Source organism: Brucella sp. 22210 (assembly GCF_052045675.1).
Taxonomy (GTDB): Bacteria; Pseudomonadota; Alphaproteobacteria; order Rhizobiales; family Rhizobiaceae; genus Brucella.
Map to the genome: position 1 here is coordinate 306,063 of NZ_JBQEPD010000001.1, position 24,831 is coordinate 330,893.

Sequence of the window (24,831 nt, forward strand, 5' to 3'; positions counted from 1 at the left end):
CAGGAAGAACGGAAGGGTCGCCATGGATACGAAATCCGCTGGCATAGCTGCCGATGGGGCCTATCGCGTTCTCGCCCGCAAATATCGTCCGCAGAATTTCAACGATCTCATCGGCCAGGAGCCGATGGTGCGCACGCTCAAAAATGCTTTTGAGACGGGACGCATCGCGCAGGCCTGGATGCTTACCGGCGTTCGCGGTGTTGGCAAGACGACGACAGCGCGCATTCTGGCGCGGGCGCTCAACTACAAGACCGATACTGTCGATCAGCCGACCATCGACCTCTCTGTCCCCGGCGAGCATTGCCAGGCGATTATGGAAGGCCGCCATGTCGACGTGATCGAGATGGATGCCGCCTCGCATACAGGCATCGACGATATTCGCGAGATTATCGAGCAGGTGCGCTATCGCCCGGTCTCGGCGCGCTACAAGGTCTACATCATCGACGAAGTGCACATGCTGTCCAATCAGGCCTTCAACGGCCTGTTGAAGACGCTCGAAGAGCCGCCGCCGCATGTAAAATTCATCTTCGCCACCACCGAAATCCGCAAGGTGCCGATCACCGTTCTGTCGCGCTGCCAGCGCTTCGACCTTCGTCGCATCGAATCGGGCACGCTGGCGCAGCATTTGCGCCGCATTGCGGAAGCCGAGCAGATCGAAGTCGACGATGCGTCGCTCGCCATGATTGCGCGAGCCGGTGAGGGCTCCGCCCGCGATTCGCTATCGATCTTTGATCAGGCCATTGCGCATGGCGCCGGTCAGGTCAGCGCGGAAGCCGTGCGCTCCATGCTGGGGCTTGCCGACCGCGCGCGGATCATCGACCTGTTCGAAATGCTGATGCGCGGCGATGTGGCTGCCGCTCTCACCGAGTTTCGTGCCCAATATGATGTCGGTGCCGACCCTTCGGTGGTGCTGACCGACCTGGCGGACTTCAATCATCTCGTGACACGCCTGCGCTTCACGCCCGATGTGGCGGAAGATGTGTCGCTGTCGGAAGATGAACGCGTGCGCGGTCGCGATTTTGCGCAAAAACTGTCGGTGCGCGTGTTGTCTCGCACCTGGCAGATGCTGCTCAAGGGCATTGCGGAAGTCGATACGGCGACCCGTCCGGTGCAGGCTGCCGAAATGTTGCTGATCCGTCTGGCGCATGCGGCTGATTTGCCGACGCTGGACGAAGCCTTGCGCGGCCTCGAAAACGGTTCTGTTTCCGCTGGGCGTCCGCAGCCTTCGGGCAATCCTCGCTCCAATGGCAACGGCGCGCCGGAAGCGCGTTTCGCCGCCGATGCCGTCGGTTCGGCCTCCATGGCATCCGCCTCGGGCGGATCGGCCACGGCCATGCGTATCGTGGAAACGGCTCCGCAACCGGTTCAGCCGCCTGCTCCGCAGCCAATTGCCGAGAGCACGCCGCAGCCTTCCGTGCCGGTCAACAGCCTGAACGACATCGTTGCGATGGCCGATAAGCATCGCAACATGCAGTTCAAGATTCTGGTCAAGAACTGTGTGCGTCTGGCGTCCATCGCGCCTGGACGTCTTGAAATCGGTCTGACCGACGATGCGCCGAAATCGCTGCCGAGCGAAATTGCGCAACATTTGTTGAACTGGACCGGTATTCGCTGGGTGGTGACTGTGGCGCGTGATGTTGCGAGCCAGACCGTTGCCGAAGCGGAAACGGAGCGGCGCGACAATCTCGTGACTGATGCCCGCGCCGATCCGGATGTAGCAGCTATTCTCGCGGCCTTCCCGGGCGCGAAAATCACCGACGTGCGCATTGCCGTGGCGGAACAGAACGATGACGAGGACATTGACCTCGACGCCGTCGCTGAAGTGCCCGGCGAGCCGTCTGAAGACGACTGAATTATCGAAGACTATGGAGTAAACCCATGCGTGACATGATGGGCATGATGAAGCAGGCGAAGGAATTGCAGGCCAAGATGAAGGCCATGCAGGACGAAATCGCCAATCTTGAAGCCACGGCCTCTTCTGGCGGCGGTCTGGTGACGATCACCTTGTCCGGCAAGGGCACCTTGTCGGCGCTGAAGATCGATCCGTCACTGGCCAAGGAAGACGAGGTGGAAATCCTCGAAGACCTGATCATCGCGGCGCATAACGATGCCAAGGCAAAACTGGAAGCTGTGATGGCTGAAAAGACGCAGTCGCTGACGGCGGGGCTTCCGATTCCTCCGGGTTTCAAGCTGCCGTTTTAAGGCAGTAGGGGAATAAGGGAATAGGGGAGTATGTTTGGTCGGCTGATTGCCGCCATGTCGCATATTCCCTCATTCTCCTCCCCCCTACTCACTTATTCCCCTATTCCCTTACTCCCTTAAGAAAATGTCCAAACGAATCGCCGGTCCTGAAATTGAACGTCTGATCCAGCTTCTGGCCCGCGTACCGGGTCTGGGGCCGCGTTCGGCGCGCCGTGCGGCGCTGCATCTCATCAAGAAGAAAGAAGCGCTTCTGGTGCCGCTGGGCGGCGCCATGCAGGAAGCTGCCGAGAAAGTGCGCATCTGTTCGTGCTGTGGCAATGTGGATACGTCCGATCCCTGCACCATCTGCACGGATGAGCGCCGCGATCCCACCACGCTGATCGTGGTGGAAGACGTGTCCGATCTCTGGGCACTGGAACGGGCGGGCACGATGAATGTGCGCTACCATGTTCTGGGCGGTCGCCTGTCGCCGCTCGATGGCATCGGTCCCGACGATCTCAACATCAAGGGGCTGGTGGAGCGCGTCGCAACCGGCGAGATCAAGGAAGTGATTCTCGCGGTCAATGCGACCGTCGAAGGTCAGACCACCGCGCATTACATTACCGATCAATTGGCGAATTTCGAGGTTCGCGTTACGCGTCTCGCTCATGGCGTGCCGGTGGGCGGCGAACTCGATTATCTGGATGAAGGCACGCTGGCTGCCGCCTTGCGAGCAAGAACCACCCTTTAGAGCATTTCCAGCAAAAGTGCGTAGCGGTTTTGCGTAGGATAATGCGTAAAAACAAATGGATAGAGCGGTTCCACGATTCCGTTTTAACCGGAACCGCTCTAGTTATTCAGGAGAAAAACATGGCAGCAAGCCGTTGGAAGCATGCTTTGAAAACTGCTCTGGGTCTTGCCGCCATTCTTGCTGTTTCTCTTGCTGTCGCAGCGCCCTCCAAGGCGCAGGTCGAAGGCCAGTATCGCAACTGGATCGAGCGGGATCTCTGGCCTGAAGCAAAATCAGCGGGTGTTTCCCGCGCCGTCTTCGATCAGGCTTTTGCGGGTGTGACGATCAACTGGAAATTGCCCGATCTGGTCATCCCCGGTGAAAAGCCGTCAACGCCGAAAGAGCAAAAGCAGGCAGAATTCGGCGCGCCGGGCAAGTATTTCAATGCCAAAACCATGGCGTCGGTCACGAGCGGCGGTCAAGCGCGCTATGGCCAATATGCCAGTCTTCTGAAACGCATCGAGCAGAAATATGGTGTACCGGGGCCGATCGTTGTTGCGATCTGGGGCCGGGAATCCGGCTTCGGCACGGTCAAGATTCCCTACAATGTGTTTGACGTTCTGGGCACAAAGGCCTTTATGGCGACGCGCAAGGACATGTTCCGCAAGGAGCTGATCGCTGCGCTCGAAATCGCGTCCAAAGGCTATATAGACGAAAGCGCCATGAAAAGCTCCTGGGCTGGCGCTCTTGGACAGCCGCAATTCATGCCGACGTCCTATCTCAAGCACGCCGTCGATTTCGACGGCGACGGCAAACGCGACATCTGGAATTCCGTGCCGGATACGCTGGCTTCTATCGCCAATTACCTGAATTTGCATGGCTGGCAGAAGGGGCGCGACTGGGGTTTCGAGGTCAATGTCCCACAGAGCGTGTCATGCTCGCTGGAAGGCCCCGATCAGGGTAAGCCGATTGCAGAATGGGCCAAGCTTGGCATCACCCGCGTCAACGGCAAGGCGTTTCCATCGGGTGAAATGAAGGGCGAAAGCTTTCTGCTCATGCCCGCCGGTCGCTTTGGTCCCGCCTTCATCGTGAGCCCGAATTTCTACGTGCTCAAGGACTATAATATGAGCGATCTCTACGCGCTCTTCATTGGCCATGTCGGTGATCGCATTGCTTATGGTGCGGGAGATTTCCAGCAGTCTTGGGGCAATGTCGGCACGATGTATCGCTCGGATATCGCGGCGATGCAAAAGCGCTTGCAGGCCCTTGGTTATGATGTTGGCAAGCCGGATGGATTGCCGGGCTTCAAGACGCGCCGCTCGATTGGTCTTTGGCAAGCAAAGAACGGCGTGGCTTCGACTTGTTTCCCCCAGCCTGAATTACTGCGTCAGATACGCTGACCGGAATCGGCGACGAGCACATCGGCAAAGGCCTGAAGCGCCTTTGTTTTGTAGCGGTCATTGTGCAATAGCATGAGAAACTGGCGTTGCGGCAGGGCAAAGTCCGCCTTGACGAGCGTGCCGGCGGCAAGGTGAGGCGCCGCTACCAGTTCGGAGATGGCGGTGACATAATCACCGGAGCGCACTGCCGAACAAATCGCCTCATTGGACGGTAGTTCCAGCGCTACATTCAATCGTGCGGGGTTGTAGCCGCTGGCGCGCATCGCATCTTCGAAGACGCTGCGCGTGCCCGAACCCTGTTCCCGCAAAATCCATTTTCCTTCAAACAGTCGGTCCCAGGAAAGGCGGCCCGCGCCGCTCCATGCGTGGTCGGGGCGTGCCACCAGAATAAGCTGATCGGTTGCCACCTTGCTGATGGAAAGCGATGCGGCTTGTACGGAACCTTCCACCAGACCGATATCGGCTGCACCCTCTTGCGTCGCCTCGGTCACGCTTTCCGTATTGCCCAGTGTCAGGCGCACCTCGATCATCGGATAGGCGCTGTGAAATCGCGCCAGAAAGGGCGGTAGCCAGTAGCTTGCGATTGTCTGGCTGGCGTGGATCGAAAGAATGCCGCGCTTGCCGCCGCCAAATTCCGACAGCATTCGTTCGGCCGAGCGTGCGCGCGCCAGCGTTGCGCGCGCTTCATCAAGGAACAAACGTCCGTCGCCAGTCAGTTCGATGCGGCGACCGATACGGTTGAACAGTGTCGCGCCATAACGTTCTTCAAGCGTGCGGATCGCGGAACTGACCGCCGAAGGCGTCAGATGCAGCACCTCGGAAGCTCGTGTCAGGTGTTCGCGCTCCGCTACTTCAATGAAAATACGCAGTTGTTCCAGTGTCATAGTCTACACCATTCGATTTTATAGAACGATTTATGCCATATAATGAAATGGATTGAACAGGGAAAGTAAGGCATTAAATCGGAATGGAATTCTCTTTCGATACGAAATGCCGATAATGACATACTCAAAAATCCAAAACATCCTTCCCGGACTTGCACTCAGCATCGGTGTCGCCGCAGTGGCCATCGGTCTTGAGAAAATCGAGGCGCATTATGCCGGCAGAGCGTGGCTCGAAGCGCTGGTGATTGCCATTCTGCTCGGCACGATGGTGCGCACTTTCCTGCGCCCCGGCAAGCAGTTCAGCAAAGGTATCGGCTTTTCGGCAAAGATGATTCTGGAAATCGCCGTGGTGCTTCTCGGCGCATCCATCAGCGTCAGCGCGGTGATCGCCGCCGGTTCCGGTCTAATTCTCGGTATTGCCTGCGTCGTGGTGGTGGCGATAGCGCTGAGCTATGGCATTGGGCGACTGCTGAAGCTGCCGCATCGCATGGCTGTGCTGGTGGCTTGCGGTAATTCAATTTGCGGCAACTCGGCCATTGCGGCAACAGCGCCGGTCATCGGGGCTGAAAGCGAGGATGTTGCCGCCTCCATCGCGTTTACGGCAATTCTCGGCGTGGTCGTGGTGCTGTGCCTGCCATTGTTGGTGCCGCTGCTCGGCTTGTCTCATACACAATATGGTGTGCTCGCAGGGCTGACAGTCTATGCCGTGCCGCAGGTGCTGGCCGCGACAGCTCCGGTTGCGACGATCAGTGTACAGCTCGGTACGCTGGTCAAGCTGGTGCGGGTACTGATGCTCGGTCCGGTTATTCTGGCGTTGGCTGTGCTTGCGGGCAACAAGGATGCGGGTGCAAAGCCGGGCTTTTTTCAGCTGGTGCCGTGGTTCATCCTGGGCTTTCTTGCGATGATGGCCCTACACTCACTGCATCTCATTCCAGAAACACTGCTTCCCGGCATTCAATATGCCTCGACGCTGCTCACCATCATTTCGATGGCCGCGCTTGGTCTTGGTGTTGATGTCCGCTCTGTCGCGCAGGCTGGCGGGCGCGTGACATTGACGGCGGTGCTTTCGCTGTTGTCGCTAGGTGTCATCAGTCTCGGGCTGATTCATATGCTCGGGGTTAGTTTGACGGAAACAGCCCCGCCTCGGTGAGAGACAGGGCTGTTTCCTGAACAGAGGTCAGCTGATCAATCAGAACTTATAAGCGACGCCGAGACGAATATCGTTCGAATTCATCTTCTCGTTGGCCTTGATACCGGGAACGGCGAGATCAAGATTGCGTTTGCCGAAATCGGTGTAACGATATTCGAAGCGCGTGACGATATTGTCGGTGACTGCATAGTCAACACCGCCGCCGATAGTCCAGCCGGTCTGTGTCTTGGACTGCGAGATGAGCTGCGTGCCCAGAATATGTGCCTTGTCACCAATATTGCCGAAAGCCGCACCGCCAGCAATGTAAGGCAGGAACCGGTCAAAAGCGTAACCCACACGTGCGCGAGCGGCGCCAGACCAACGCAATCGTGTCTTACCTGATGTCAGGTCTCCATAGGGGATGGTTTTGCCAACCGATGTCCCCGTGAAGTCACCGTCGATGCCCAGGATTACATCTGTTCCGGTGTCAAAATTATAGCCTGCATAGATGCCGCCCAGAAAACCGTCCATATTTCCTTTGGAAGTGTAGGATGGTTCCATTGAGAATTTGGAAGACGCCCAACCATAGCCGACCTGTCCGCCGATGTAAGCGCCACTCCAGTTGAAGTTCGTGGCAATAGGAGCGGCTGGTGCCAGAGGCGTTTCCGGAATGATGACATCCGCCGCATGGGCGCTAGAGGCCAACAAAGCTAAAATTCCGGACGCGATGATGGAAATCCTTGTACCCAATATATTTCTCCTAAATATAGAATAGTAAGTATAAGCAATAATTTGAGATAAATCGAATTATAGAGAGAGTCAATTGAATTTTAGAGATAATTAAAACAGGATAATTCTGATATTTACTAATTTTCGGAATTTAAAGCCTGTCATAAATTGGGATATTGCATGCTGGTGATGATATTCCATCTTCTGGTGAACATGATTATATTTCTTGGGCGTTCATAATGCGGGCAAGGGTGCTGCGTCCGAGGTCGCTCATGGCTGGATTGGAGCGCCGATAATACCAGACCAGGCCCATGGCTTGCTGGAAAGCCCAGGCTGCGCCACGCTTCCACTCGACAGGTGTCGATTGAAGTCGCGCTCGCGCAATTTCCCGTCTTTTGCTGTCGAAAAGATGCCAGAACGCGATGAGGTCAAGCGCAGGATCGGCGGGTCCGAAGCTTCCGCAGTCCAGCACGCCGACGAGGCGTTCACCTTGCACCAGCAGATTGGCTGGGATGAGATCACCATGATTCATCACATCAGGATCGATTTTGGGCAGCAGGCGAAGACGATCCCACTTGCTTCGTAAGCGCGGCACATCGAGAAGACGCTCGCTGTTTTTGAAGCAGACGTCCATCCAGTCATCGTGATCCGCCAGATTGCCGCCTCTGCCCAGGCGATCGAATGTCTGGCCTTTGGTATCGATGGTCCGCAGCGTTGCGATGAGATGAGCAATGTCGAGCGCGAAAGCATTTGAGGCCGCAAGTCCATCGGGCGTGGCGACATCGCCGTCTATCCAGCTTTGTAACGACCAGTGCATCGGATAACGGGATGTGGGGCGTCCGATTGCGATTGGGCGAGGCGTTGCAAAAGGCGAATGTTCCGCAAACGCCCTCATGGCCAGTATTTCGCTATGCAGCATATTGGCGCTTTCGCTCGTATCCATCATGCGCAAGGGAAAGCGGGCAGCAACGGATGTTCCGATCCGGAAGATTGCATTGACCGTACCAACCGTTCCCACCTGCTCAACAGGGGTGCCGCTATATTCCGGGAACTGGCTGCTGATTGCCGCGCGAGCGATAGTGGCGTCAATGTGGATTTGGTCGCTATGCATTTATCCGGCCACGCTTCTTTTCAAAAGGCTGTGGCGAAGCCTAGCACATCCAAGCCAAGGCGCAGGTTTGGAGCGCAAAGAAAAAGCCCGCCAGAAGGCGGGCTTTTCCATGTTTGTCAGAAGAGAAAAGATTAGTTCTTTTCCTGCTTCTTCAGAGCGGCACCGAGGATGTCGCCGAGCGAAGCGCCGGAGTCGGTCGAACCGTACTGAGCAACAGCTTCTTTTTCTTCAGCGATTTCGAGCGCCTTGATCGAGACCTGCAGCTTGCGGGTCTTCTTGTCGAAAGCGATGACGCGAGCGTCAACCTTCTGACCGACCGTGAAGCGTTCCGGACGCTGTTCTTCGCGATCACGCGAAAGATCCGAGCGGCGGATGAAGCTTTCCAGGTCGTGATCGACCAGGCGAACTTCGAGGCCACCATCGGTAACAGCGGTCACTTCGCAGGTTACAACGGCGTTCTTGCGCAGGTCGCCAGAAGCTGCTGCTTCGCCGACCTTGTCGCCGGAAAGCTGCTTGATGCCAAGCGAGATGCGTTCCTTGTCGATGTCGACGTCGAGAACGACAGCCTTGACCACTTCGCCCTTGTTGTACTCTTCGATAACCTGTTCGCCTGGACGGTTCCAGTCGAGATCGGAGAGGTGAACCATGCCGTCAACGTCGCCGTCGAGACCAATGAACAGGCCGAATTCGGTCTTGTTCTTGACTTCGCCTTCAACAACGGTGCCGGTCGGGTACTTCTGAGCGAACGTCGTCCACGGATTGTCGAGGGTCTGCTTGAGGCCCAGCGAGATGCGGCGCTTGACCGGATCAACTTCGAGCACAACGACTTCGACTTCCTGAGTGGTGGAGAGAATCTTGCCCGGATGGACATTCTTCTTGGTCCACGACATTTCGGAAACGTGGATGAGGCCTTCGATGCCCGGCTCGATTTCCACGAATGCACCGTAGTCGGTGATGTTCGTGACGGTGCCGGTGATCTTTTTGCCGATCGGGTACTTCGCGCCGATACCATCCCAAGGATCGCTCTCGAGCTGCTTCATGCCGAGCGAGATACGATGGGTTTCCTGGTTGATGCGGATGATCTGCACCTTGACCGTCTGGCCGATGGTGAGGATTTCCGACGGATGGTTGACGCGGCGCCATGCCATGTCGGTAACGTGCAGGAGACCGTCGATGCCGCCGAGGTCAACGAACGCACCGTAATCGGTGATGTTCTTGACGACGCCTTCAACAACCTGACCTTCTTCAAGGTTCTGGACGATTTCCGAACGCTGTTCCGCACGGCTCTCTTCAAGAACGGTACGACGCGAGACAACGATGTTGCCGCGACGCTTGTCCATCTTGAGGATTTCGAACGGCTGCGGGACGTGCATGAGCGGGGTGACGTCGCGGATCGGACGGATGTCGACCTGCGAACGCGGCAGGAAGGCAACAGCGCCGTCGAGGTCGACGGTGAAACCACCCTTGACCTGATTGAAGATCACGCCGTCGACGCGCTCGCCATTGGCGAACTTCTGCTCGAGCTTGACCCAGCTTTCTTCACGGCGTGCTTTTTCGCGCGAGAGAACAGCTTCGCCGAGAGCGTTTTCGATACGCTCGACGTAAACTTCAACTTCATCGCCCGGCTTCAGCGTGCCGTCTTTGCCCTTTGCGCCGAATTCCTTCAGCGGTACGCGGCCTTCGACCTTCAGACCGGCGTCGATGATCGCCATGTCCTTTTCGATGGCGACGATGCGGCCCTTGACGACATAGCCTTCAGCAAGATCGTTTTGCGCGAAGGATTCTGCCAGCAGGGACTCGAAATCTGCGCGGGAGGGGTTGGATTGAGACATATATACTCCTGATGCATCCGGAAAGTTCATCGGATGCGGCGCCGGGGGTTCGTGTTGTACACTGTCCGACCTCGGCTCCGTCTTTGCAGACAACCGGCGCGTGGAACGCGAAGTCAGACTATTCATTATTCGGCACGACCTTTCTCGAAAACTGTTTTACAACTTTCGAGGCCATGCTCTATCAGAGCAGCCTATATAGGGCCGATCTGGCATTTTTCCAGCATTTCCGGGGCAAATTCAGCTCAAAGAGCCGTAAAAAGCCTGATCATCATGCCTTGTGACGCGCGAGAGCCTCGTCGATGAGGTTTTTCGCCGCCAGAAATGCCGCTTCTATACTCATTTCGCTTGTATCAAGCAAGTGCGCGTCTTCAGCAGGGCGCAACGGAGAATCAGTGCGGTTGGTGTCGCGCTGGTCGCGCTTCTTCAGATCGGCGAGAATTTCGCCAAGATCGGCAGTGCCGCCCTTCGAAACGATCTCGTCAAAACGCCGCTCCGCCCGCACTTCCGGCGAGGCCGTGACGAACAGCTTTATCTCCGCCTTGGGGCAGACCACGGTGCCGATATCGCGGCCGTCAAGAACGCTGGCCGGAAGGGCTGCCGCAAAATGGCGCTGAGCTTCGACAAGCGCACGCCGCACGGCTGGCATGATCGCCACCTTGGATGCGGCCTCGCCGATATCATGTGCAGACAGGACGGTCTTGTCCATTTCGCGCAGATCGAGATGGCGTGCGGCATCAGCGGCCAGCAGCTCATCGTCGAGCGGCAGGTTCTTGTCGAGCAGCGCCTTGGCGACCGCACGATAGGTCAGCCCGGTGTCGAGATGCGGTATGCCGTAATGCGTGGCGATGCGCCGGGCAAGGGTTCCCTTGCCCGAAGCTGCCGGTCCGTCGATGGCGACGATGAATGGCTTCATTCGGCTTCGCTCGGCTCGATCTTCGCACCCATCCCCGTCATGAGGTCCATGAATTCCGGGAAGGAGGTTGCAATCATCGTGCTGTCGTCAACCGTCACAGGCTTTTCCGATGCGAGGCCCATAACGAGGAAGCTCATCGCGATACGGTGATCGAGATGGGTTGCGACGACACCGCCGCCGAGCCCCTTGCCGTCCGGACGACCGCGAACGGTCAGCGACATTTCGCCTTCCGTGCAATCGACACCATTGACTTCAAGGCCGCGGGCAACAGCTGCCAGACGATCCGATTCCTTGACGCGCAGCTCATCGAGCCCGTCCATTACCGTTTCGCCTTCAGCGAAACTCGCGGCGATGGCCAGCACCGGATATTCGTCGATCATCGAAGGCGCGCGTTCCGGCGGAACGGTGACGCCCTTCAGCCGGGACGATTTCACGCGCAGATCGGCGACATCTTCACCGCCGGCAAGGCGTTCATTGAAGACTTCAATATCCGCGCCCATTTCCTGCAAGGTGAGGATCAGGCCCGTGCGGGTCGGGTTCATCAGAACATTGCGGATGGTGACATCCGAACCTTCGACCAGCAGTGCCGCTACCAGCGGGAAAGCCGTCGAGGACGGGTCGCCCGGAACATCGATGGTCTGGCCGATCAGCTTGCCCTGTCCGGTGATGCGGATATGGCGCACGCCGTTCTTGTCTGTTTCGACGGTCAGGTCGGCGCCAAAGCCTTGCAGCATCTTTTCAGTGTGGTCGCGGGTCATGACCGGCTCGATAACCGTTGTGACGCCCGGCGTATTGAGGCCGGCCAGCAGCACAGCCGATTTCACCTGCGCGGACGCCATCGGCACGCGATAGGTGATCGGATTGGCGACGCTCGGTCCAACGAGGGTCAGCGGCATGCGATCGCCATCGGTCGACTTCACCTGCACGCCCATCTGGCGCAGCGGGTCGAGCACGCGACCCATCGGGCGGCGTGACAGGGAAGCATCGCCGATAAAAGCGGTAGTCATGTCATAGGTGCCGACGAGGCCCATGGTCAGGCGCGCACCGGTGCCGGCATTGCCGAAGTCGAGCGGGGCTTCCGGCTCGAGGAGGCAGCCATTGCCGACGCCATTGATGATCCAGACGTCGCCGTCCTTTTCGATCTTGGCGCCCATCGCCTGCATGGCGCGGCCGGTATTGATGACGTCTTCACCTTCCAGCAGGCCGGTGATGCGGGTCTCGCCCGATGCCAGGCCGCCGAACATGAAAGAGCGGTGGGAAATGGACTTGTCGCCCGGAATGCGAATTTCGCCGACCAGTGCCTCCGAGCGGCGGGCGACTGCGGGTTTCGGGGAAGCGGAATGGGACATGGATTTTTCACTGTCGCATTTTTGGCGCGAACACGCGCCGGGATTAAGAGATAAGCGGGGCTTCACTAGCATAGTAATAGTGAGCGGTCATCCGCGAATACGCCGCTGATACGCTGCCGAACGCAGCTATAAGAAAGAGTCTGCGTCATTCGGAGTCTTTCGCTTTGACAAATGCGCCAAATTGCGTTTATGCACCGAACAACACAGTTAAGGCGCGCACCACCCACTTTTCTCGCTATGCAACGGGCTCCGGGGTATAATAAGAACCATAGTGGTGGCCTGAGAAGCTCAGCAGGCGCGTTTTTGAAATGAATTTATGCCCCCTTTATAAAAGTGGCCACGCGCCACGGGCGTAACGGGAATAAAACTCACGAGGCTCAACGTGGCAAAAGCTGAACTTGGTACCAAGCGCATCGACCCGGAAACGGGCAAGAAGTTTTACGATCTGAATCGCGATCCGATCGTTTCGCCTTACACCGGCATCTCCTATCCGCGCTCCTATTTCGACGCGAATGCAGAAGCGCGCGTCGTTGAAGAGGAAGCCGAAGAGGAAGAACTGGATACGGCAATGGAAAAGCCGGATTTCGTTTCTCTCGAGGATGCCGACGACGAAGCGAAGGGCGGCGGCGACGATCTGCCGGATATGGGCGACGACGACGACGTTGATCTGGGCGACGACGATGACGACACCTTCCTCGAAGAAGAGGAAGATGAGGACGACGATATGTCGGGTATCCTCGGCGGTGGCGTCGGCGGCGACGACGAAGAAGGCTGATCCTTCGGGAATCGCTTCGATTTTTTGGAATTGTGGACAGGGCAGCTCACGAGCTGCCCTTTCTTTTTGGCGTGATGGTTGAGCGCTTTCCACAACCTCCGGCGGCGGAGGTGAGCATTGGGCGAAATTATTTTCGCAGATGTGAAAAGAGTTGCGATTTAGCTCTTGATCTTCTGGCAAACGCCATTTAATAAGCCGCCACACCGGGCAGCAAGTTCTGCCTGGCCCACCTCGAAAGAGGTCTGATGGGGCCATAGCTCAGCTGGGAGAGCGCCTGCATGGCATGCAGGAGGTCAGCGGTTCGATCCCGCTTGGCTCCACCAAATTTCCTCCGAAATGAATGACCATCTTTCGCTCTCTGCCGGAGAGTTTTCTGTCGTTCAGGCTTCGTCTTTCGTCATTTTTTTGTCCGCTAGATCAATTCATGCTCGACTTTATCGTGGAAGCATATACTGACTAATATGTTACAGTATTTTCGCGATGTCATTTAGATGAAACGGTTACCTGATTTCGACGGTCTTCGGTTTGTATTGTGTCTTGGGATCGCATTCTTCCATTATTCTTTCCGGGTATCCGTCGACAATGAGGCGGTGCATTCTGTTATATTAACATTTGCTTATTTTACGGATATCTTTTTTATTCTGTCTGGATTGTTTCTGGCTCTTCGCTCCAATTATGATTGGAATTTCGTCCGCTACGTGTCTTTCGTCGGCAAGCGGCTTGCGCGAATCTATCCGTTACATGTGGCTGCCTTTTCCTGTTTCGCCCTGATGTCGATACTGGCGGCTGCGGGGCTGTTTCACCCGTCGGTGCCGCCAAACATGAACTGGCGTGACGGGCTGGCTCAATTGCTGCTTGTACATAACTGGGGGCTGGGAAAGAGCTTTTCCTACAATTATGTCAGCTGGTCTCTCAGCGCCTTGTTCCTGATGTATCTGTGCTTCCCGCTGTTCGACTGGCTCTGCAAGCGCTTCGGTGACTGGGTGCTAGTCCTGGTCATCGCGGCTCTGCTTGGGGGCGAATATGCGGCGCGGGTGTTAGAAACACCGTCCCTGACGCGGGTGCAGTTTGCCGATCTTGGCGTTTTCCGCGTCTTGCCGTCCTTCCTGTTTGGCATGTGGCTTGCGCGGCAGAAGCATGGCGATTTGCCAAATGGCTTCATCAAACTCGCTCTGGCGGCCTGTCTGGTGATCTTTCTGTTCTATCATCCGGATAGCGGAATTCCGAACACGGCAACGCTTGAAGGGCCATGGCGGCTCGTCTTTCTCTATTTCAGCATCTATGTGCTTTTTGCGGCCAGTCGACAGAATCTCTACACGCCGCTGCAATGGAGCGGCTTCGTGAAAATGTCACGCTACAGTTTCGGCATTTTCATTCTCCACCCGCTGGTCGGCGTGGTGTTTTTCAAGCTGGTTCCCGGTAGTTGGGGGCAAACGACCATCGGTGCGATTGTGCTGATGAGCTTGGCCGTCCTTGCCAGCATCGGTACCGCTATCGTCGCATGGCATCTGTTTGAAAATCCGGTCCATCGCTGGGCGGTGCGACGCATCGATATGTGGGCGGACAACAGAGCGAAAACGCAAGAGTGATGCGCCGACACGACGCATGGCTGTGAAAAAACATGGACCTGTCGGGAAGTCTCTTTTAGAAATCTCAGGCGGCGCGGCTCGTAACCGGACATTGGCTGCGCCTGTGTAGGGAGGAATGATGAGCACTGAGGGAGTTTCCACGCAGTTTTCGCAAGACCATCCGCTGTGGCAGCCCGATGCGCAACGCATCGCAGCCAGCACGCTGGAGCAATTCCGCATTCGCGCTGAACAGCGCACCGGCCTTGACCTGCCGGATTATGCGGCGTTGCATCGCTGGTCGGTGGAAGATCGCGCTGGCTTCTGGACGCTCATCTGGGATTTCTGCAATGTCATTGGCGAGCGTGGCGAAACGGCCCTTGTCGACAAGGGACATATGCGCGAGGCGAAATTCTTCCCCGGAGCACGTCTCAATTTCGCGGAAAATCTTCTGCGCCAGCAGGGCCGGGACGACGCGATTGTCTTCCGCGGCGAAGACAAGGTCGAACGTCGCCTGAGCTGGAACGATCTGCACGCGCTGGTTTCAAAGCTCCAGCAATTCATGCTGTCGGAAGGCGTGGAACCCGGCGACCGCATTGCCGGCATGATGCCCAATATGCCGGAAGCGGTTGCGCTGATGCTGGCTGCCAGCTCCATCGGTGCCGTCTGGTCGTCATGCTCGCCGGATTTCGGCGTGCAGGGCGTGCTCGACCGTTTCGGCCAGATCGAGCCAAAACTGTTTTTTGCTTGCGATGGCTATTGGTACAATGGCAAGCGCATCGACGTGGCCGACAAGGTCGCGCAGGTAACGGCAAAGCTGCCTGGACTGCGGCGATCGGTGATCGTGTCCTATCTAGGCGAGGCGGAAGCCGTCGCGCAGAAAGCCGAAAAGGGCATTGCACTCGACGAAGCGCTGAGCGCCTTTGCCGCCAAGCCGGTGGAGTTCACGCGTCTGCCTTTCGATCATCCTATCTATATTCTGTTTTCGTCCGGCACGACCGGCATTCCAAAATGTATCGTCCATCGCGCCGGCGGGGTGCTGTTGCAGCATCTGAAGGAACAGCAGCTCCATGCGGATATCCGTGAAGGCGACCGCTTCTTCTACTTCACCACATGCGGCTGGATGATGTGGAACTGGCTTGCCTCTGGCATTGGTTCCGGGGCCACCTTGTTGCTCTATGACGGCTCGCCGTTCTATCCCGATGGCAATGTGCTGTTCGATTATGCTCAGGCCGAAGGCATGACCTATTTCGGCACGTCGGCGAAATTTATCGATGCCGTGTTGAAAGCCGGTCTGAAGCCCGGTGAAACACACGATCTTTCGGCACTGCGTACTGTATCGTCCACTGGCTCGCCCTTGTCGCCGGAGGGCTTTGCTTTTGTTTATGACGCCATCAAGCCGGATGTGCATCTTGCGTCCATTTCAGGCGGAACGGATATCGTGTCCTGCTTCGTGCTGGGCGTGCCGACGGAACCCGTTTGGCTGGGCGAAATTCAGGGCGCGGGCCTCGGCATGGCGGTCGATGTCTGGAACGATGACGGCCAGCCGGTGCGCATGCAGAAAGGTGAACTGGTCTGCACGAAGGCGTTTCCGTGCATGCCGCTGCAATTCTGGAACGATCCGGACGGTGCGAAATATCAGGCGGCTTATTTCGAGCGCTTCGATAATATCTGGTGTCATGGCGATTTTGCGGAATGGACAGAGCATGACGGTATCGTCATCCATGGCCGTTCGGACGCAACGCTGAACCCCGGTGGCGTGCGTATCGGTACTGCGGAAATCTACAATCAGGTCGAGCAGATGCCGGAGATCGCTGAGGCGCTCTGCATCGGTCAGGACTGGGACAAGGATGTCCGGGTTGTGCTCTTCGTGCGGCTTGCCGCAGGTGTGGCGCTCGATGACGATCTGAAGGCGCGGATCAAGACCAAGATTCGCACCGGCGCGACACCGCGCCATGTCCCGGCAAAGATCGTTGCGGTTGCGGATATTCCGCGCACCAAATCCGGCAAGATCGTCGAGCTTGCCGTTCGCGATATCGTGCATGGTCGCGACGTGAAAAACCGCGAGGCGCTGGCCAATCCGGAAGCACTCGAGCTTTATCGCGACATTACCGAGCTTCAGGAGGATTGATCTGATCAACCTCCAACTGCTTGGAATTGCCGGATAACATGCGCAACAAAATTGCGTTATCCGGCAATAAATAGCCACAGAACGCCGCGTAAAGCCATTGCCTATTTGGCCGCCACGGGACACTCTGACCAAACATAACCGTCTTGCGAAAGGCGGATACCGGGCAGAACTTGTGGAGGACGAGTATGTTTGCTTCGGGCATGAATTTCGGTCTTGGCGAGGAGATCGAAGCCCTTCGTGATACTGTGCGCCGTTTCGCTGAAAGCCGCATTGCGCCGCTTGCCGCCGAAACCGACCGCAATAACGCATTTCCCATGCATCTGTGGCGTGAACTGGGTGAGCTTGGTGTGCTCGGCATCACCGCGCCGGAAGAATATGGCGGCGCGGGTCTGGGTTATCTTGCCCATTGCGTGGCCATGGAAGAGATCAGCCGCGCCTCGGCCTCGATTGGCCTCAGCTATGGCGCGCATTCCAATCTCTGCGTCAATCAGCTCAAGCGCAATGGTTCGCCTGAACAGCGGGCGAAATATCTCCCAAAGCTCATTTCCGGCGAACATGTCGGCGCGCTCGCCATGTCTGAGCCGGGGGCCGGTTCCGACGTTGTTTCGATGAAACTTCGCGCCGAAAAGCAGGGCGACAGATACGTTCTTAACGGCAACAAGATGTGGATCACCAACGGCCCCGATGCGGATGTGCTGGTGGTCTATGCCAAGACCGATCCGGCGGCTGGCTCGCGCGGGATCAGCGCATTCATCGTAGAAAAAGGCTTCGCTGGTTTCTCCACGGCGCAAAAGCTCGACAAGCTCGGCATGCGCGGTTCCAACACCTGCGAGCTGGTGTTTGAAAATTGCGAAGTGCCTGCGGAAAATCTGCTGGGCGAGGTCGGCAAGGGCGTCAATGTGCTGATGTCCGGTCTCGACTATGAACGTGTAGTGCTGGCGGGCGGTCCACTCGGCATCATGGCGGCCTGTCTCGATGTCGTGGTGCCCTATGTGCATGAGCGCAAGCAGTTCGATCAGCCGATTGGCGAGTTCCAGCTGATGCAGGGCAAGCTTGCCGACATGTATGTGACCTTCAATGCCTCGCGCGCTTACACCTATGCGGTGGCGGCGGCCTGCGACCGGGGTGAGACGACGCGCAAGGATGCGGCGGGCTGCATTCTCTATACGGCGGAAAATGCGACCCAGATGGCCTTGCAGGCAATCCAGTCGCTGGGCGGTAACGGCTATATCAATGATTATCCGACCGGGCGTCTGCTGCGCGACGCCAAGCTTTACGAAATCGGTGCAGGCACGTCGGAAATCCGGCGTATGCTGATCGGACGGGAATTGTTTCAGGAGACCCGTTAATGCCGGTTCTGAAATCCGAGATATCGACGCGCGGCGCGACCTATCAGGCCAACCGCAAAGCCATGCTTGAGGCCATCGATATCGTTGCCGAGGCGTCTCGCCTTGCCATCGATGGCGGTGGTGAGAAAGCGCGCGAGCGTCATGTTTCTCGCGGCAAGCTGCTTCCCCGTGACCGCGTTGCGCAATTGCTGGATCCGGGATCGCCCTTTCTGGAAGTTGGATTGACGGCGGGGCACGGCATGTATGGCGGCGCTGCGCCATCCGGCGGCATCATTACCGGCATCGGGCGCGTATCGGGTCGCGAATGCATGATCGTCTGCAACGATGCGACGGTGAAAGGCGGCACCTATTACCCGGTAACCGTGAAAAAGCACCTGCGGGCGCAGGAGATCGCGGGCGAGAATCGCTTGCCCTGCATCTATCTGGTTGATTCCGGCGGGGCTAACCTGCCCAATCAGGACGAGGTATTCCCGGATCGCGACCATTTCGGACGCATCTTTTATAATCAGGCGCAGATGTCGGCGGCGGGCATTCCGCAGGTTGCCGTGGTCATGGGGTCATGCACCGCAGGCGGTGCTTATGTGCCCGCCATGAGCGACGAGACGGTGATCGTGCGCAATCAGGGTACGATCTTTCTGGCCGGTCCGCCGCTGGTTAAGGCCGCAACCGGTGAAGTGGTGACGGCGGAAGATCTCGGCGGCGGCGATGTGCATACAAGGCTGTCCGGCGTGGCCGATCATCTGGCCAATGACGACGCCCATGCCTTGCAGATTGCGCGCGCCATCGCGGCCAATCTCAACAGCGAAAAACGCTCCTTCATTCCGAAGGGCGACGGTGCTGCTCCGCTTTACGACCCGGAAGAACTGCTCGGCGTGGTTTCTGCCGATACGCGCATTCCCTATGATGTGCGCGAAGTGATCGCGCGGCTGGTCGACGGCTCGGACTTCGATGAGTTTAAGGCGCGCTATGGCACCACGCTGGTTTGCGGTTTTGCCAGCATCTACGGCATGCCGGTCGGGATTATCGCCAATAATGGTGTGCTGTTTTCCGAAGCGGCCACCAAGGGCGCGCATTTCATCGAGCTTTGCTGCCAGCGCAATATTCCGCTGATTTTCCTGCAAAATATCACCGGCTTCATGGTCGGGCGCAAATATGAGGCCGAGGGCATTGCCAAGCATGGTGCCAAGCTGGTGACAGCTGTGGCAACGGCCAATGTGCCGAAAATCACCATGCTGATCGGCGCATCCTATGGCGCAGGCAATTACGGCATGGCGGGGCGGGCCTATTCGCCGCGCTTCTTGTGGACCTGGCCGAACAGCCGCATTGCGGTGATGGGCGGCGAACAGGCGGCGGGCGTGCTGGCAACCGTCAAGCGTGACGGGATTGAACGCACCGGCGGAACATGGTCGGCTGAAGAGGAAGCGGAGTTCAAGCGTCCGACACTCGACATGTTCGAGCGCCAGAGCCACCCGCTTTATGCCTCTGCGCGGCTTTGGGACGATGGCGTTGTCGATCCGCGCAAGTGCCGTGAAGTGCTGGGACTGTCGCTTTCCGCAACGCTGAACGCGCAGGTCGAGCCGACGCGTTTTGGCTTGTTCAGAATGTAGGGAGGTAATCAGATGTTTGGGAAAATACTGATTGCCAATCGCGGGGAAATAGCTTGCCGGGTCATCCGCACTGCGCGTGAATTCGGTATCGCCACGGTGGCGATTTATTCGGATGCGGATGCCAATGCGCTCCATGTGGAGATGGCCGACGAGGCCGTCCGCGTCGGCCCGGCGCTTTCGGCGCAAAGCTATCTCAATATCGAGGCGATCATCAAAGCCGCACTGGAAACCGGCGCAGAGGCAATCCATCCGGGCTATGGCTTTCTCTCGGAGAATGCCGGGTTTGTCGACGACGTCGAGGCGGCGGGTCTCACCTTCATCGGCCCATCTGCAAAAGCCATCCGCGCCATGGGGCTGAAGGACGCTGCCAAGGCACTGATGGAAAAAGCCGGTGTGCCGGTTGTGCCGGGCTATCACGGCGACAATCAGGATGGCGCTTTCCTTAAAAGCGAGGCGGACCGTATTGGTTATCCCGTGCTGATCAAGGCACGCGCATGCGGCGGCGGCAAGGGCATGCGCCGCGTCAATCAGGCGGCGGATTTCGCAGCAGCACTGGACAGCGCGCGCCGCGAGGCGGAAGCCTCTTTCGGTGACAGCGCGGTACTGGTGGAAAAATACATGACCAAGCCGCGCCATATCGAGGTGCAGGTCTTTGGCGATGATCACGGCAATGCGGTGCATCTCTTCGAGCGCGATTGCTCACTGCAACGTCGCCACCAGAAGGTGATCGAGGAAGCGCCAGCGCCCGGCATGACGCCGGATATGCGTGCGGTCATGGGCGAAGCCGCGGTGAAGGCCGCACTGGCCATTGGCTATTCCGGCGCAGGCACGGTGGAGTTCATCGCCGATGTTTCGGAAGGGCTGCAGCCTGACCGGTTCTTCTTCATGGAAATGAACACACGCTTGCAGGTGGAGCATCCGGTGACGGAGGCGATCACCGGCCTCGATCTGGTCGAGTGGCAATTGCGCGTGGCCTCGGGCGAAACCTTGCCGAAGCGACAGGACGAACTTGCCATCCATGGCTGGGCTTTCGAGGCTCGGCTTTATGCGGAAGACCCGGCCCGTGATTTTCTGCCCGCAACGGGCAAGCTTGCGCTGTTTGCTCCGCCTGAGCAGGCGCGCACTGATTCCGGTGTGCGGTCTGGCGATACGATCACACCGTTCTACGATCCAATGATCGCGAAGATCATCGTCCATGGCCGCAATCGCGACGAAGCGCTGAACCGGCTGGACGCGGCGCTGGACAAGACCCGCATTGCCGGTCTTGTCACCAATCGCCAGTTTCTGTCGGCACTCTGCAAGCTGGACGCTTTTCGCAGCGGCGATGTTGACACCGGGCTGATTGCCCGTGAGGCAGGGCAATTATTTGCTGATGAGCCGCCATCGGAAATCGCCTTTGCACTGGCGGCATTGACGGCGCTCGATCTGCTGGATGCACCGGCAAAAGACGATCCCCAAAATGATCCATGGACCAGCCTGCGCGGTTTCCGTCTTTGGGGCGATGCATCGCGGTCGGTCACGCTGGATCATCAGGGTGATCGCCGGACGATCCGCTTCACGATCGATGATCAGGGGCGTTTCGGCTTCGACTTCGGCCTGGTCGAAATCCGCAGTCACGAAAGCGGTGTGGTTCGGTTCGGCCTGGACGGTCGCGTGGCGCAAGCATCTGCTGTGCGGATCGGGCAGGATGTGACGGTGCAGTTCGACGGGCGCGACACCATATTTCATCATGTGCTGTCTGCCGGAGCGGAAGATGACGCCGCCACCGAAAACCGCATTCTGGCGCCAATGCCGGGACTGGTACGGCTTGTGTCCGCCGTGGAGGGCGCCATCGTCACCAAGGGCGATCCGCTGGTGACGATGGAAGCGATGAAGATGGAACTGTCGCTGACCGCGCCGCGCGACGGCAAGGTTGCGACGGTGACGGTCGCAGCGGGCGATCAGATCAATGAAGGCGCGCTGCTTGTCGAATTGGAGGAAGACCATGGCTGACCATGTCGAAATCGTTGAAATGGCGGCACGTGACGGGCTGCAAAACGAGAAGCGCTTTGTGCCGACGGCTGACAAGATCGCGCTGATCGACCGCCTGTCCGGTTGCGGTTATGCCCGCATCGAGGCGACGAGTTTCGTCAGCCCGAAATGGGTGCCGCAACTGGCCGATGCGGCAGAGGTGATGGCCGGTATTCGTCGCGCCGACAGCGTGCGCTATTCGGTGCTCGTGCCGAATATGAAGGGCTATGAGGCGGCGGCATCCGCCAATGCGGACGAGGTCGCGGTCTTCATTTCCGCTTCGGAAGGTTTTTCGAAAGCCAATATCAACTGCACGATTGCCGAAAGCATTGAGCGCCTGTCGCCGGTTATCGGTGCTGCGATCAATGACGGGTTGGCGATACGCGGTTATGTCAGCTGCGTTGTCGAATGTCCCTATGACGGACCGACCGCGCCGCAGGCCGTGGCCGATGTCACCGAGCAACTGTTCTCACTCGGTTGCCATGAGGTGAGCCTTGGCGACACGATTGGGCGCGGTACGCCGGACAAGGTTGCTGCCATGCTGGATGCAGTGTTGGCGATTGCGCCCGCACATAGTCTGGCGGGCCATTATCACGACACGGGAGGCCGCGCCCTCGACAATATCCGCGTCAGTCTGGAAAAGGGTCTGCGGGTTTTCGATGCTTCGGTCGGCGGCTTGGGCGGGTGCCCGTTTGCGCCGGGCGCAAAGGGCAATGTCGATACAGTTTCCGTCGTCGAAATGCTGCATGAAATGGGTTTTGAAACCGGGCTCGATCTGGACAAGCTGCGGTCGGCGGCATTGTTCGCGCAGGCGCTGCGTCAGGATAAAGCTGCATGAGCGACTTTGATACCATCGATGTTGCGATTGATGCACGTGGCGTTGCAACGCTGACGCTGAACCGGCCGGAGCAGCACAATGTGCTATCCGGCCTGATGATCGATGAACTGACCACCGCGACGCTGCATCTCGCCGATAATGCTGCGGTCAGGATTGTCGTTTTGACGGGCGCGGGCAAGAGCTTTTGCGCGGGCGGCGATCTGGGCTGGATGCAGGCGCAGGTGAATGCCAGTCGCGCACAGCGGATTGAAGAAGCGCGCAAGCTTGCCTTGATGCTGAAGGCGCTCCGCGATCTGCCAAAGCCGCTGATCGGGTGCGTCAACGGTCAGGCCTACGGCGGTGGTGTCGGTCTCATTAGCGTCTGCGATGCCGCCATCGGTGTTGCTGGCGCGCGCTTCGGGCTTACCGAGACAAAGCTTGGCCTGATACCGGCAACGATCAGCCCCTATGTCGTGGCGCGCATCGGGCAGGCGAATGCGCTGCGCATGTTCACCTCTGCCAGATTGTTCGACGCGCAGGAGGCAATGCGCATCGGCCTGTTGCATCGGGTGGTCGAGGCTGAACAACTGGATGCGGCGATGGAGGAGGAGATTAAGCCCTATTTTTCCACTGCACCGGCGGCGGTTGCGGCGTCGAAACGGCTCGTGCATGCGCTGGTCGCGCCGATTGACGAAGCCGTCATCGATATGACGCTGACCCGTCTTGCCGACACATGGGAAACACCAGAGGCCGCGGAAGGGATCGCGGCCTTTTTTGCGAAACAATCACCATCATGGAAGGGAGGGAACGCATAAAAGGGAGGAGCCGATTTTCGTTGTAATTGTGGGTACTTGGCCCCTTGCAATCGAAAGCCGGAAATGCATTCTTAGCACATCACGAAAGCGGCTCCCGTTTTGGAGCAGTTTTCCGAAACCGCCGAGGCTGTTTTGGATAATATTATGGCTCCAGTCCCTTTTTGGGTGCGGTGCGGCGCGCTTTTGGATCGACCCTTTGAAATCGTAAGATGAAACAAAAGGGAGGGCCCGGCAATTCGGCAGCATATGAGCGCTGAGAATTGACCGGATGGGTTGCCATCATGGGTTAGATGAGGGCGCGTCCCTGGACGGCGCCCCACCAAAGGAGAAAAAGAATGAACCTGAAACTTCTGTCCAGCGTAGCTTTCGCAGCTACACTCGGTTTTGCCAGCGCCGCTTATGCGGATATCACCATCGGCGTTGTTGCACCGCTGACGGGTCCGGTTGCCGCTTTCGGCGATCAGGTGAAGAAGGGCGCAGAAACCGCTGCCGAAGTCATCAACAAGGCTGGTGGCATCAAGGGCGAGAAGATCGTTCTGAAGTTCGCCGACGATGCCGGTGAGCCGAAGCAGGGCGTTTCCGCCGCCAACCAGATTGTCGGCGACGGCATCAAGTTCGTCGTTGGCCCGGTCACGACCGGCGTTGCCATTCCAGTATCCGACGTTTTCTCGGAAAACGGCGTTCTGATGGTCACCCCGACCGCTACCGGCCCGGACCTGACCGCACGCAAGCTGGAAAACGTGTTCCGCACCTGCGGCCGCGACGACCAGCAGGCTGAAGTCATGGCTGATTTTGTTCTGAAGACCATGAAGGACAAGAAGGTCGCCGTGATCCACGATAAGGGCGCTTACGGCAAGGGTCTGGCCGACGCTTTCAAGGCTGCGATCAACAAGGGCGGTATTACGGAAGTTCATTATGACTCCGTCACCCCGGGCGACAAGGATTTCAGCGCGCTGGTTACCAAGCTGAAGTCGGCAGGCGCTGAAGTCGTTTATTTCGGCGGCTACCATGCTGAAGGCGGTCTGCTGTCGCGTCAGCTGCATGACGCTGGCATGCAGGCACTGGTTCTCGGCGGTGAAGGCCTGTCCAACACCGAATATTGGGCAATCGGCGGCACCAACGCACAGGGCACGCTGTTCACCAACGCAAAGGACGCCACGAAGAACCCGGCTTCCAAGGACGCTATCGAAGCGCTCAAGGCCAAGGGCATCCCGGCTGAAGCCTTCACGATGAACGCCTATGCTGCTGTTGAAGTCATCAAGGCTGGTATCGAAAGCGCCGGTTCGGCTGATGATTCGGCTGCCGTTGCCAAGGCTCTGCATGACGGCAAGCCTATCGAAACCGCGATCGGCACACTGACCTATGGCGAAAACGGCGACCTCAGCTCGCCGAGCTTCGACATCTTCAAGTGGGATGACGGCAAGATCGTCGGCCTCGAATAAGACTTTTCGAGCAAATAAGGAAACGCCGGGCTTGTCCCGGCGTTTTTTGCATTCAGGGTTCA

The 24,831-nt window shown here is 58.0% G+C and carries 20 protein-coding genes and 1 tRNA gene; 15 read left to right on the forward strand and 6 right to left on the reverse strand.

The features are described from left to right. Positions 1–22 precede the first annotated feature (22 nt). From ACTJKP_RS01490 to ACTJKP_RS01505, 4 genes are all read left to right on the forward strand, one after another. Complete coding sequence (locus tag ACTJKP_RS01490) at positions 23–1,852, forward strand: DNA polymerase III subunit gamma/tau (RefSeq protein WP_440629445.1); 1,830 nt, start codon at positions 23–25, stop codon at positions 1,850–1,852. A gap of 26 nt (positions 1,853–1,878) precedes the next feature. After that, positions 1,879–2,202, forward strand: coding sequence for a YbaB/EbfC family nucleoid-associated protein (locus ACTJKP_RS01495; protein ID WP_078337775.1), 324 nt, complete (start codon positions 1,879–1,881; stop codon positions 2,200–2,202). A 124-nt stretch (positions 2,203–2,326) separates the two neighbouring features. Beyond that, positions 2,327–2,932 (forward strand): recombination mediator RecR, encoded by a 606-nt coding sequence (gene recR / locus ACTJKP_RS01500; protein WP_078337776.1) that lies wholly within the window; start codon positions 2,327–2,329, stop codon positions 2,930–2,932. Between the two features lie 119 nt (positions 2,933–3,051). Beyond that, positions 3,052–4,311 (forward strand): lytic murein transglycosylase, encoded by a 1,260-nt coding sequence (locus ACTJKP_RS01505; protein WP_440629446.1) that lies wholly within the window; start codon positions 3,052–3,054, stop codon positions 4,309–4,311. On the opposite strand, the gene ACTJKP_RS01510 is transcribed toward ACTJKP_RS01505, so the two are convergent. Next, entirely contained in the window at positions 4,299–5,195 is an 897-nt protein-coding gene (locus tag ACTJKP_RS01510) for a LysR substrate-binding domain-containing protein (protein WP_440629447.1), read from the reverse strand. The two genes, ACTJKP_RS01505 and ACTJKP_RS01510, sit on opposite strands and share 13 nt — an antisense overlap. 106 nt (positions 5,196–5,301) lie before the next feature. On the opposite strand from ACTJKP_RS01510, the gene ACTJKP_RS01515 reads away from it, so the two are divergent. Continuing rightward, a complete protein-coding gene (locus ACTJKP_RS01515; protein ID WP_440629448.1) occupies positions 5,302–6,345 on the forward strand; it encodes a YeiH family protein in 1,044 nt (347 codons plus the stop codon). A gap of 39 nt (positions 6,346–6,384) precedes the next feature. Here the strand turns inward: ACTJKP_RS01515 and ACTJKP_RS01520 are convergent, their stop codons facing one another. The 5 genes from ACTJKP_RS01520 to aroA form a co-directional block, all read right to left on the reverse strand. Beyond that, on the reverse strand, positions 6,385–7,074 hold the full coding sequence (locus ACTJKP_RS01520; RefSeq protein ID WP_440629449.1) for an outer membrane protein: 690 nt from the start codon (positions 7,072–7,074) through the stop codon (positions 6,385–6,387). 196 nt (positions 7,075–7,270) lie between these two features. Next, positions 7,271–8,164 carry an aminoglycoside phosphotransferase family protein gene (locus tag ACTJKP_RS01525; RefSeq protein ID WP_440629450.1) on the reverse strand — a complete coding sequence of 298 codons (894 nt, stop codon included), beginning with the start codon at positions 8,162–8,164 and terminating at the stop codon, positions 7,271–7,273. A gap of 131 nt (positions 8,165–8,295) precedes the next feature. Next, positions 8,296–9,996: a 30S ribosomal protein S1 gene (rpsA, locus tag ACTJKP_RS01530; RefSeq protein WP_078337782.1), complete on the reverse strand. Its 1,701-nt coding sequence runs from the start codon at positions 9,994–9,996 to the stop codon at positions 8,296–8,298. 268 nt (positions 9,997–10,264) lie between these two features. Beyond that, entirely contained in the window at positions 10,265–10,909 is a 645-nt protein-coding gene (gene cmk / locus ACTJKP_RS01535) for a (d)CMP kinase (protein WP_440629451.1), read from the reverse strand. Then, on the reverse strand, positions 10,906–12,258 hold the full coding sequence (gene aroA / locus ACTJKP_RS01540; protein WP_182514632.1) for a 3-phosphoshikimate 1-carboxyvinyltransferase: 1,353 nt from the start codon (positions 12,256–12,258) through the stop codon (positions 10,906–10,908). The genes cmk and aroA overlap by 4 nt, the downstream gene beginning before the upstream one ends. 382 nt (positions 12,259–12,640) lie before the next feature. Here aroA and ACTJKP_RS01545 point away from each other — a divergent pair, with 382 nt between their 5' ends. The 10 genes from ACTJKP_RS01545 (at position 12,641) to ACTJKP_RS01590 (ending at position 24,769) form a co-directional block, all read left to right on the forward strand. Next, positions 12,641–13,033, forward strand: a complete 393-nt coding sequence (locus tag ACTJKP_RS01545; RefSeq protein ID WP_078337784.1) for a TIGR02300 family protein — start codon at positions 12,641–12,643, stop codon at positions 13,031–13,033. A 247-nt stretch (positions 13,034–13,280) separates the two neighbouring features. Continuing rightward, positions 13,281–13,356, forward strand: a tRNA-Ala gene (locus ACTJKP_RS01550). Positions 13,357–13,524: 168 nt separating this feature from the next. Next, the gene (locus ACTJKP_RS01555; protein WP_440629452.1) at positions 13,525–14,622 is read left to right on the forward strand and encodes an acyltransferase family protein; all 1,098 of its coding nucleotides are present in this window, start codon (positions 13,525–13,527) and stop codon (positions 14,620–14,622) included. 118 nt (positions 14,623–14,740) lie between these two features. Further along, on the forward strand, positions 14,741–16,729 hold the full coding sequence (locus ACTJKP_RS01560; protein ID WP_440629453.1) for an acetoacetate--CoA ligase: 1,989 nt from the start codon (positions 14,741–14,743) through the stop codon (positions 16,727–16,729). 200 nt (positions 16,730–16,929) lie between these two features. Next, positions 16,930–18,078 (forward strand): isovaleryl-CoA dehydrogenase, encoded by a 1,149-nt coding sequence (locus ACTJKP_RS01565; protein ID WP_440629627.1) that lies wholly within the window; start codon positions 16,930–16,932, stop codon positions 18,076–18,078. Continuing rightward, positions 18,078–19,685, forward strand: coding sequence for a carboxyl transferase domain-containing protein (locus ACTJKP_RS01570; RefSeq protein ID WP_440629454.1), 1,608 nt, complete (start codon positions 18,078–18,080; stop codon positions 19,683–19,685). The genes ACTJKP_RS01565 and ACTJKP_RS01570 overlap by 1 nt, the downstream gene beginning before the upstream one ends. 12 nt (positions 19,686–19,697) lie before the next feature. Next, positions 19,698–21,677 (forward strand): acetyl/propionyl/methylcrotonyl-CoA carboxylase subunit alpha, encoded by a 1,980-nt coding sequence (locus ACTJKP_RS01575; RefSeq protein WP_440629455.1) that lies wholly within the window; start codon positions 19,698–19,700, stop codon positions 21,675–21,677. Beyond that, on the forward strand, positions 21,670–22,533 hold the full coding sequence (locus ACTJKP_RS01580) for a hydroxymethylglutaryl-CoA lyase (protein WP_440629456.1): 864 nt from the start codon (positions 21,670–21,672) through the stop codon (positions 22,531–22,533). The genes ACTJKP_RS01575 and ACTJKP_RS01580 overlap by 8 nt, the downstream gene beginning before the upstream one ends. Beyond that, on the forward strand, positions 22,530–23,327 hold the full coding sequence (locus ACTJKP_RS01585) for a crotonase/enoyl-CoA hydratase family protein (protein WP_440629457.1): 798 nt from the start codon (positions 22,530–22,532) through the stop codon (positions 23,325–23,327). Before ACTJKP_RS01580 ends, ACTJKP_RS01585 begins: the two co-directional genes overlap by 4 nt. Before the next feature lie 335 nt (positions 23,328–23,662). After that, on the forward strand, positions 23,663–24,769 hold the full coding sequence (locus ACTJKP_RS01590; RefSeq protein WP_078337790.1) for a branched-chain amino acid ABC transporter substrate-binding protein: 1,107 nt from the start codon (positions 23,663–23,665) through the stop codon (positions 24,767–24,769). The last annotated feature ends 62 nt before the right edge of the window (positions 24,770–24,831 follow it).

Excerpts from the sequence above, each read along its gene's own strand:
- ACTJKP_RS01490 (WP_440629445.1), top strand. The coding sequence starts at position 23 with ATGGATACGAAATCCGCTGGCATAGCTGCCGATGGGGCCTATCGCGTT.
- ACTJKP_RS01580 (WP_440629456.1), top strand. The coding sequence starts at position 21,670 with ATGGCTGACCATGTCGAAATCGTTGAAATGGCGGCACGTGACGGGCTG.
- aroA (WP_182514632.1), bottom strand. The coding sequence starts at position 12,258 with ATGTCCCATTCCGCTTCCCCGAAACCCGCAGTCGCCCGCCGCTCGGAG.
- ACTJKP_RS01515 (WP_440629448.1), top strand. The coding sequence starts at position 5,302 with ATGCCGATAATGACATACTCAAAAATCCAAAACATCCTTCCCGGACTT.
- rpsA (WP_078337782.1), bottom strand. The coding sequence starts at position 9,996 with ATGTCTCAATCCAACCCCTCCCGCGCAGATTTCGAGTCCCTGCTGGCA.
- ACTJKP_RS01525 (WP_440629450.1), bottom strand. The coding sequence starts at position 8,164 with ATGCATAGCGACCAAATCCACATTGACGCCACTATCGCTCGCGCGGCA.
- ACTJKP_RS01585 (WP_440629457.1), top strand. The coding sequence starts at position 22,530 with ATGAGCGACTTTGATACCATCGATGTTGCGATTGATGCACGTGGCGTT.
- ACTJKP_RS01555 (WP_440629452.1), top strand. The coding sequence starts at position 13,525 with ATGAAACGGTTACCTGATTTCGACGGTCTTCGGTTTGTATTGTGTCTT.
- ACTJKP_RS01560 (WP_440629453.1), top strand. The coding sequence starts at position 14,741 with ATGAGCACTGAGGGAGTTTCCACGCAGTTTTCGCAAGACCATCCGCTG.
- ACTJKP_RS01570 (WP_440629454.1), top strand. The coding sequence starts at position 18,078 with ATGCCGGTTCTGAAATCCGAGATATCGACGCGCGGCGCGACCTATCAG.
- recR (WP_078337776.1), top strand. The coding sequence starts at position 2,327 with ATGTCCAAACGAATCGCCGGTCCTGAAATTGAACGTCTGATCCAGCTT.
- ACTJKP_RS01495 (WP_078337775.1), top strand. The coding sequence starts at position 1,879 with ATGCGTGACATGATGGGCATGATGAAGCAGGCGAAGGAATTGCAGGCC.
- ACTJKP_RS01505 (WP_440629446.1), top strand. The coding sequence starts at position 3,052 with ATGGCAGCAAGCCGTTGGAAGCATGCTTTGAAAACTGCTCTGGGTCTT.
- ACTJKP_RS01575 (WP_440629455.1), top strand. The coding sequence starts at position 19,698 with ATGTTTGGGAAAATACTGATTGCCAATCGCGGGGAAATAGCTTGCCGG.
- ACTJKP_RS01510 (WP_440629447.1), bottom strand. The coding sequence starts at position 5,195 with ATGACACTGGAACAACTGCGTATTTTCATTGAAGTAGCGGAGCGCGAA.
- ACTJKP_RS01590 (WP_078337790.1), top strand. The coding sequence starts at position 23,663 with ATGAACCTGAAACTTCTGTCCAGCGTAGCTTTCGCAGCTACACTCGGT.
- ACTJKP_RS01565 (WP_440629627.1), top strand. The coding sequence starts at position 16,930 with ATGAATTTCGGTCTTGGCGAGGAGATCGAAGCCCTTCGTGATACTGTG.
- cmk (WP_440629451.1), bottom strand. The coding sequence starts at position 10,909 with ATGAAGCCATTCATCGTCGCCATCGACGGACCGGCAGCTTCGGGCAAG.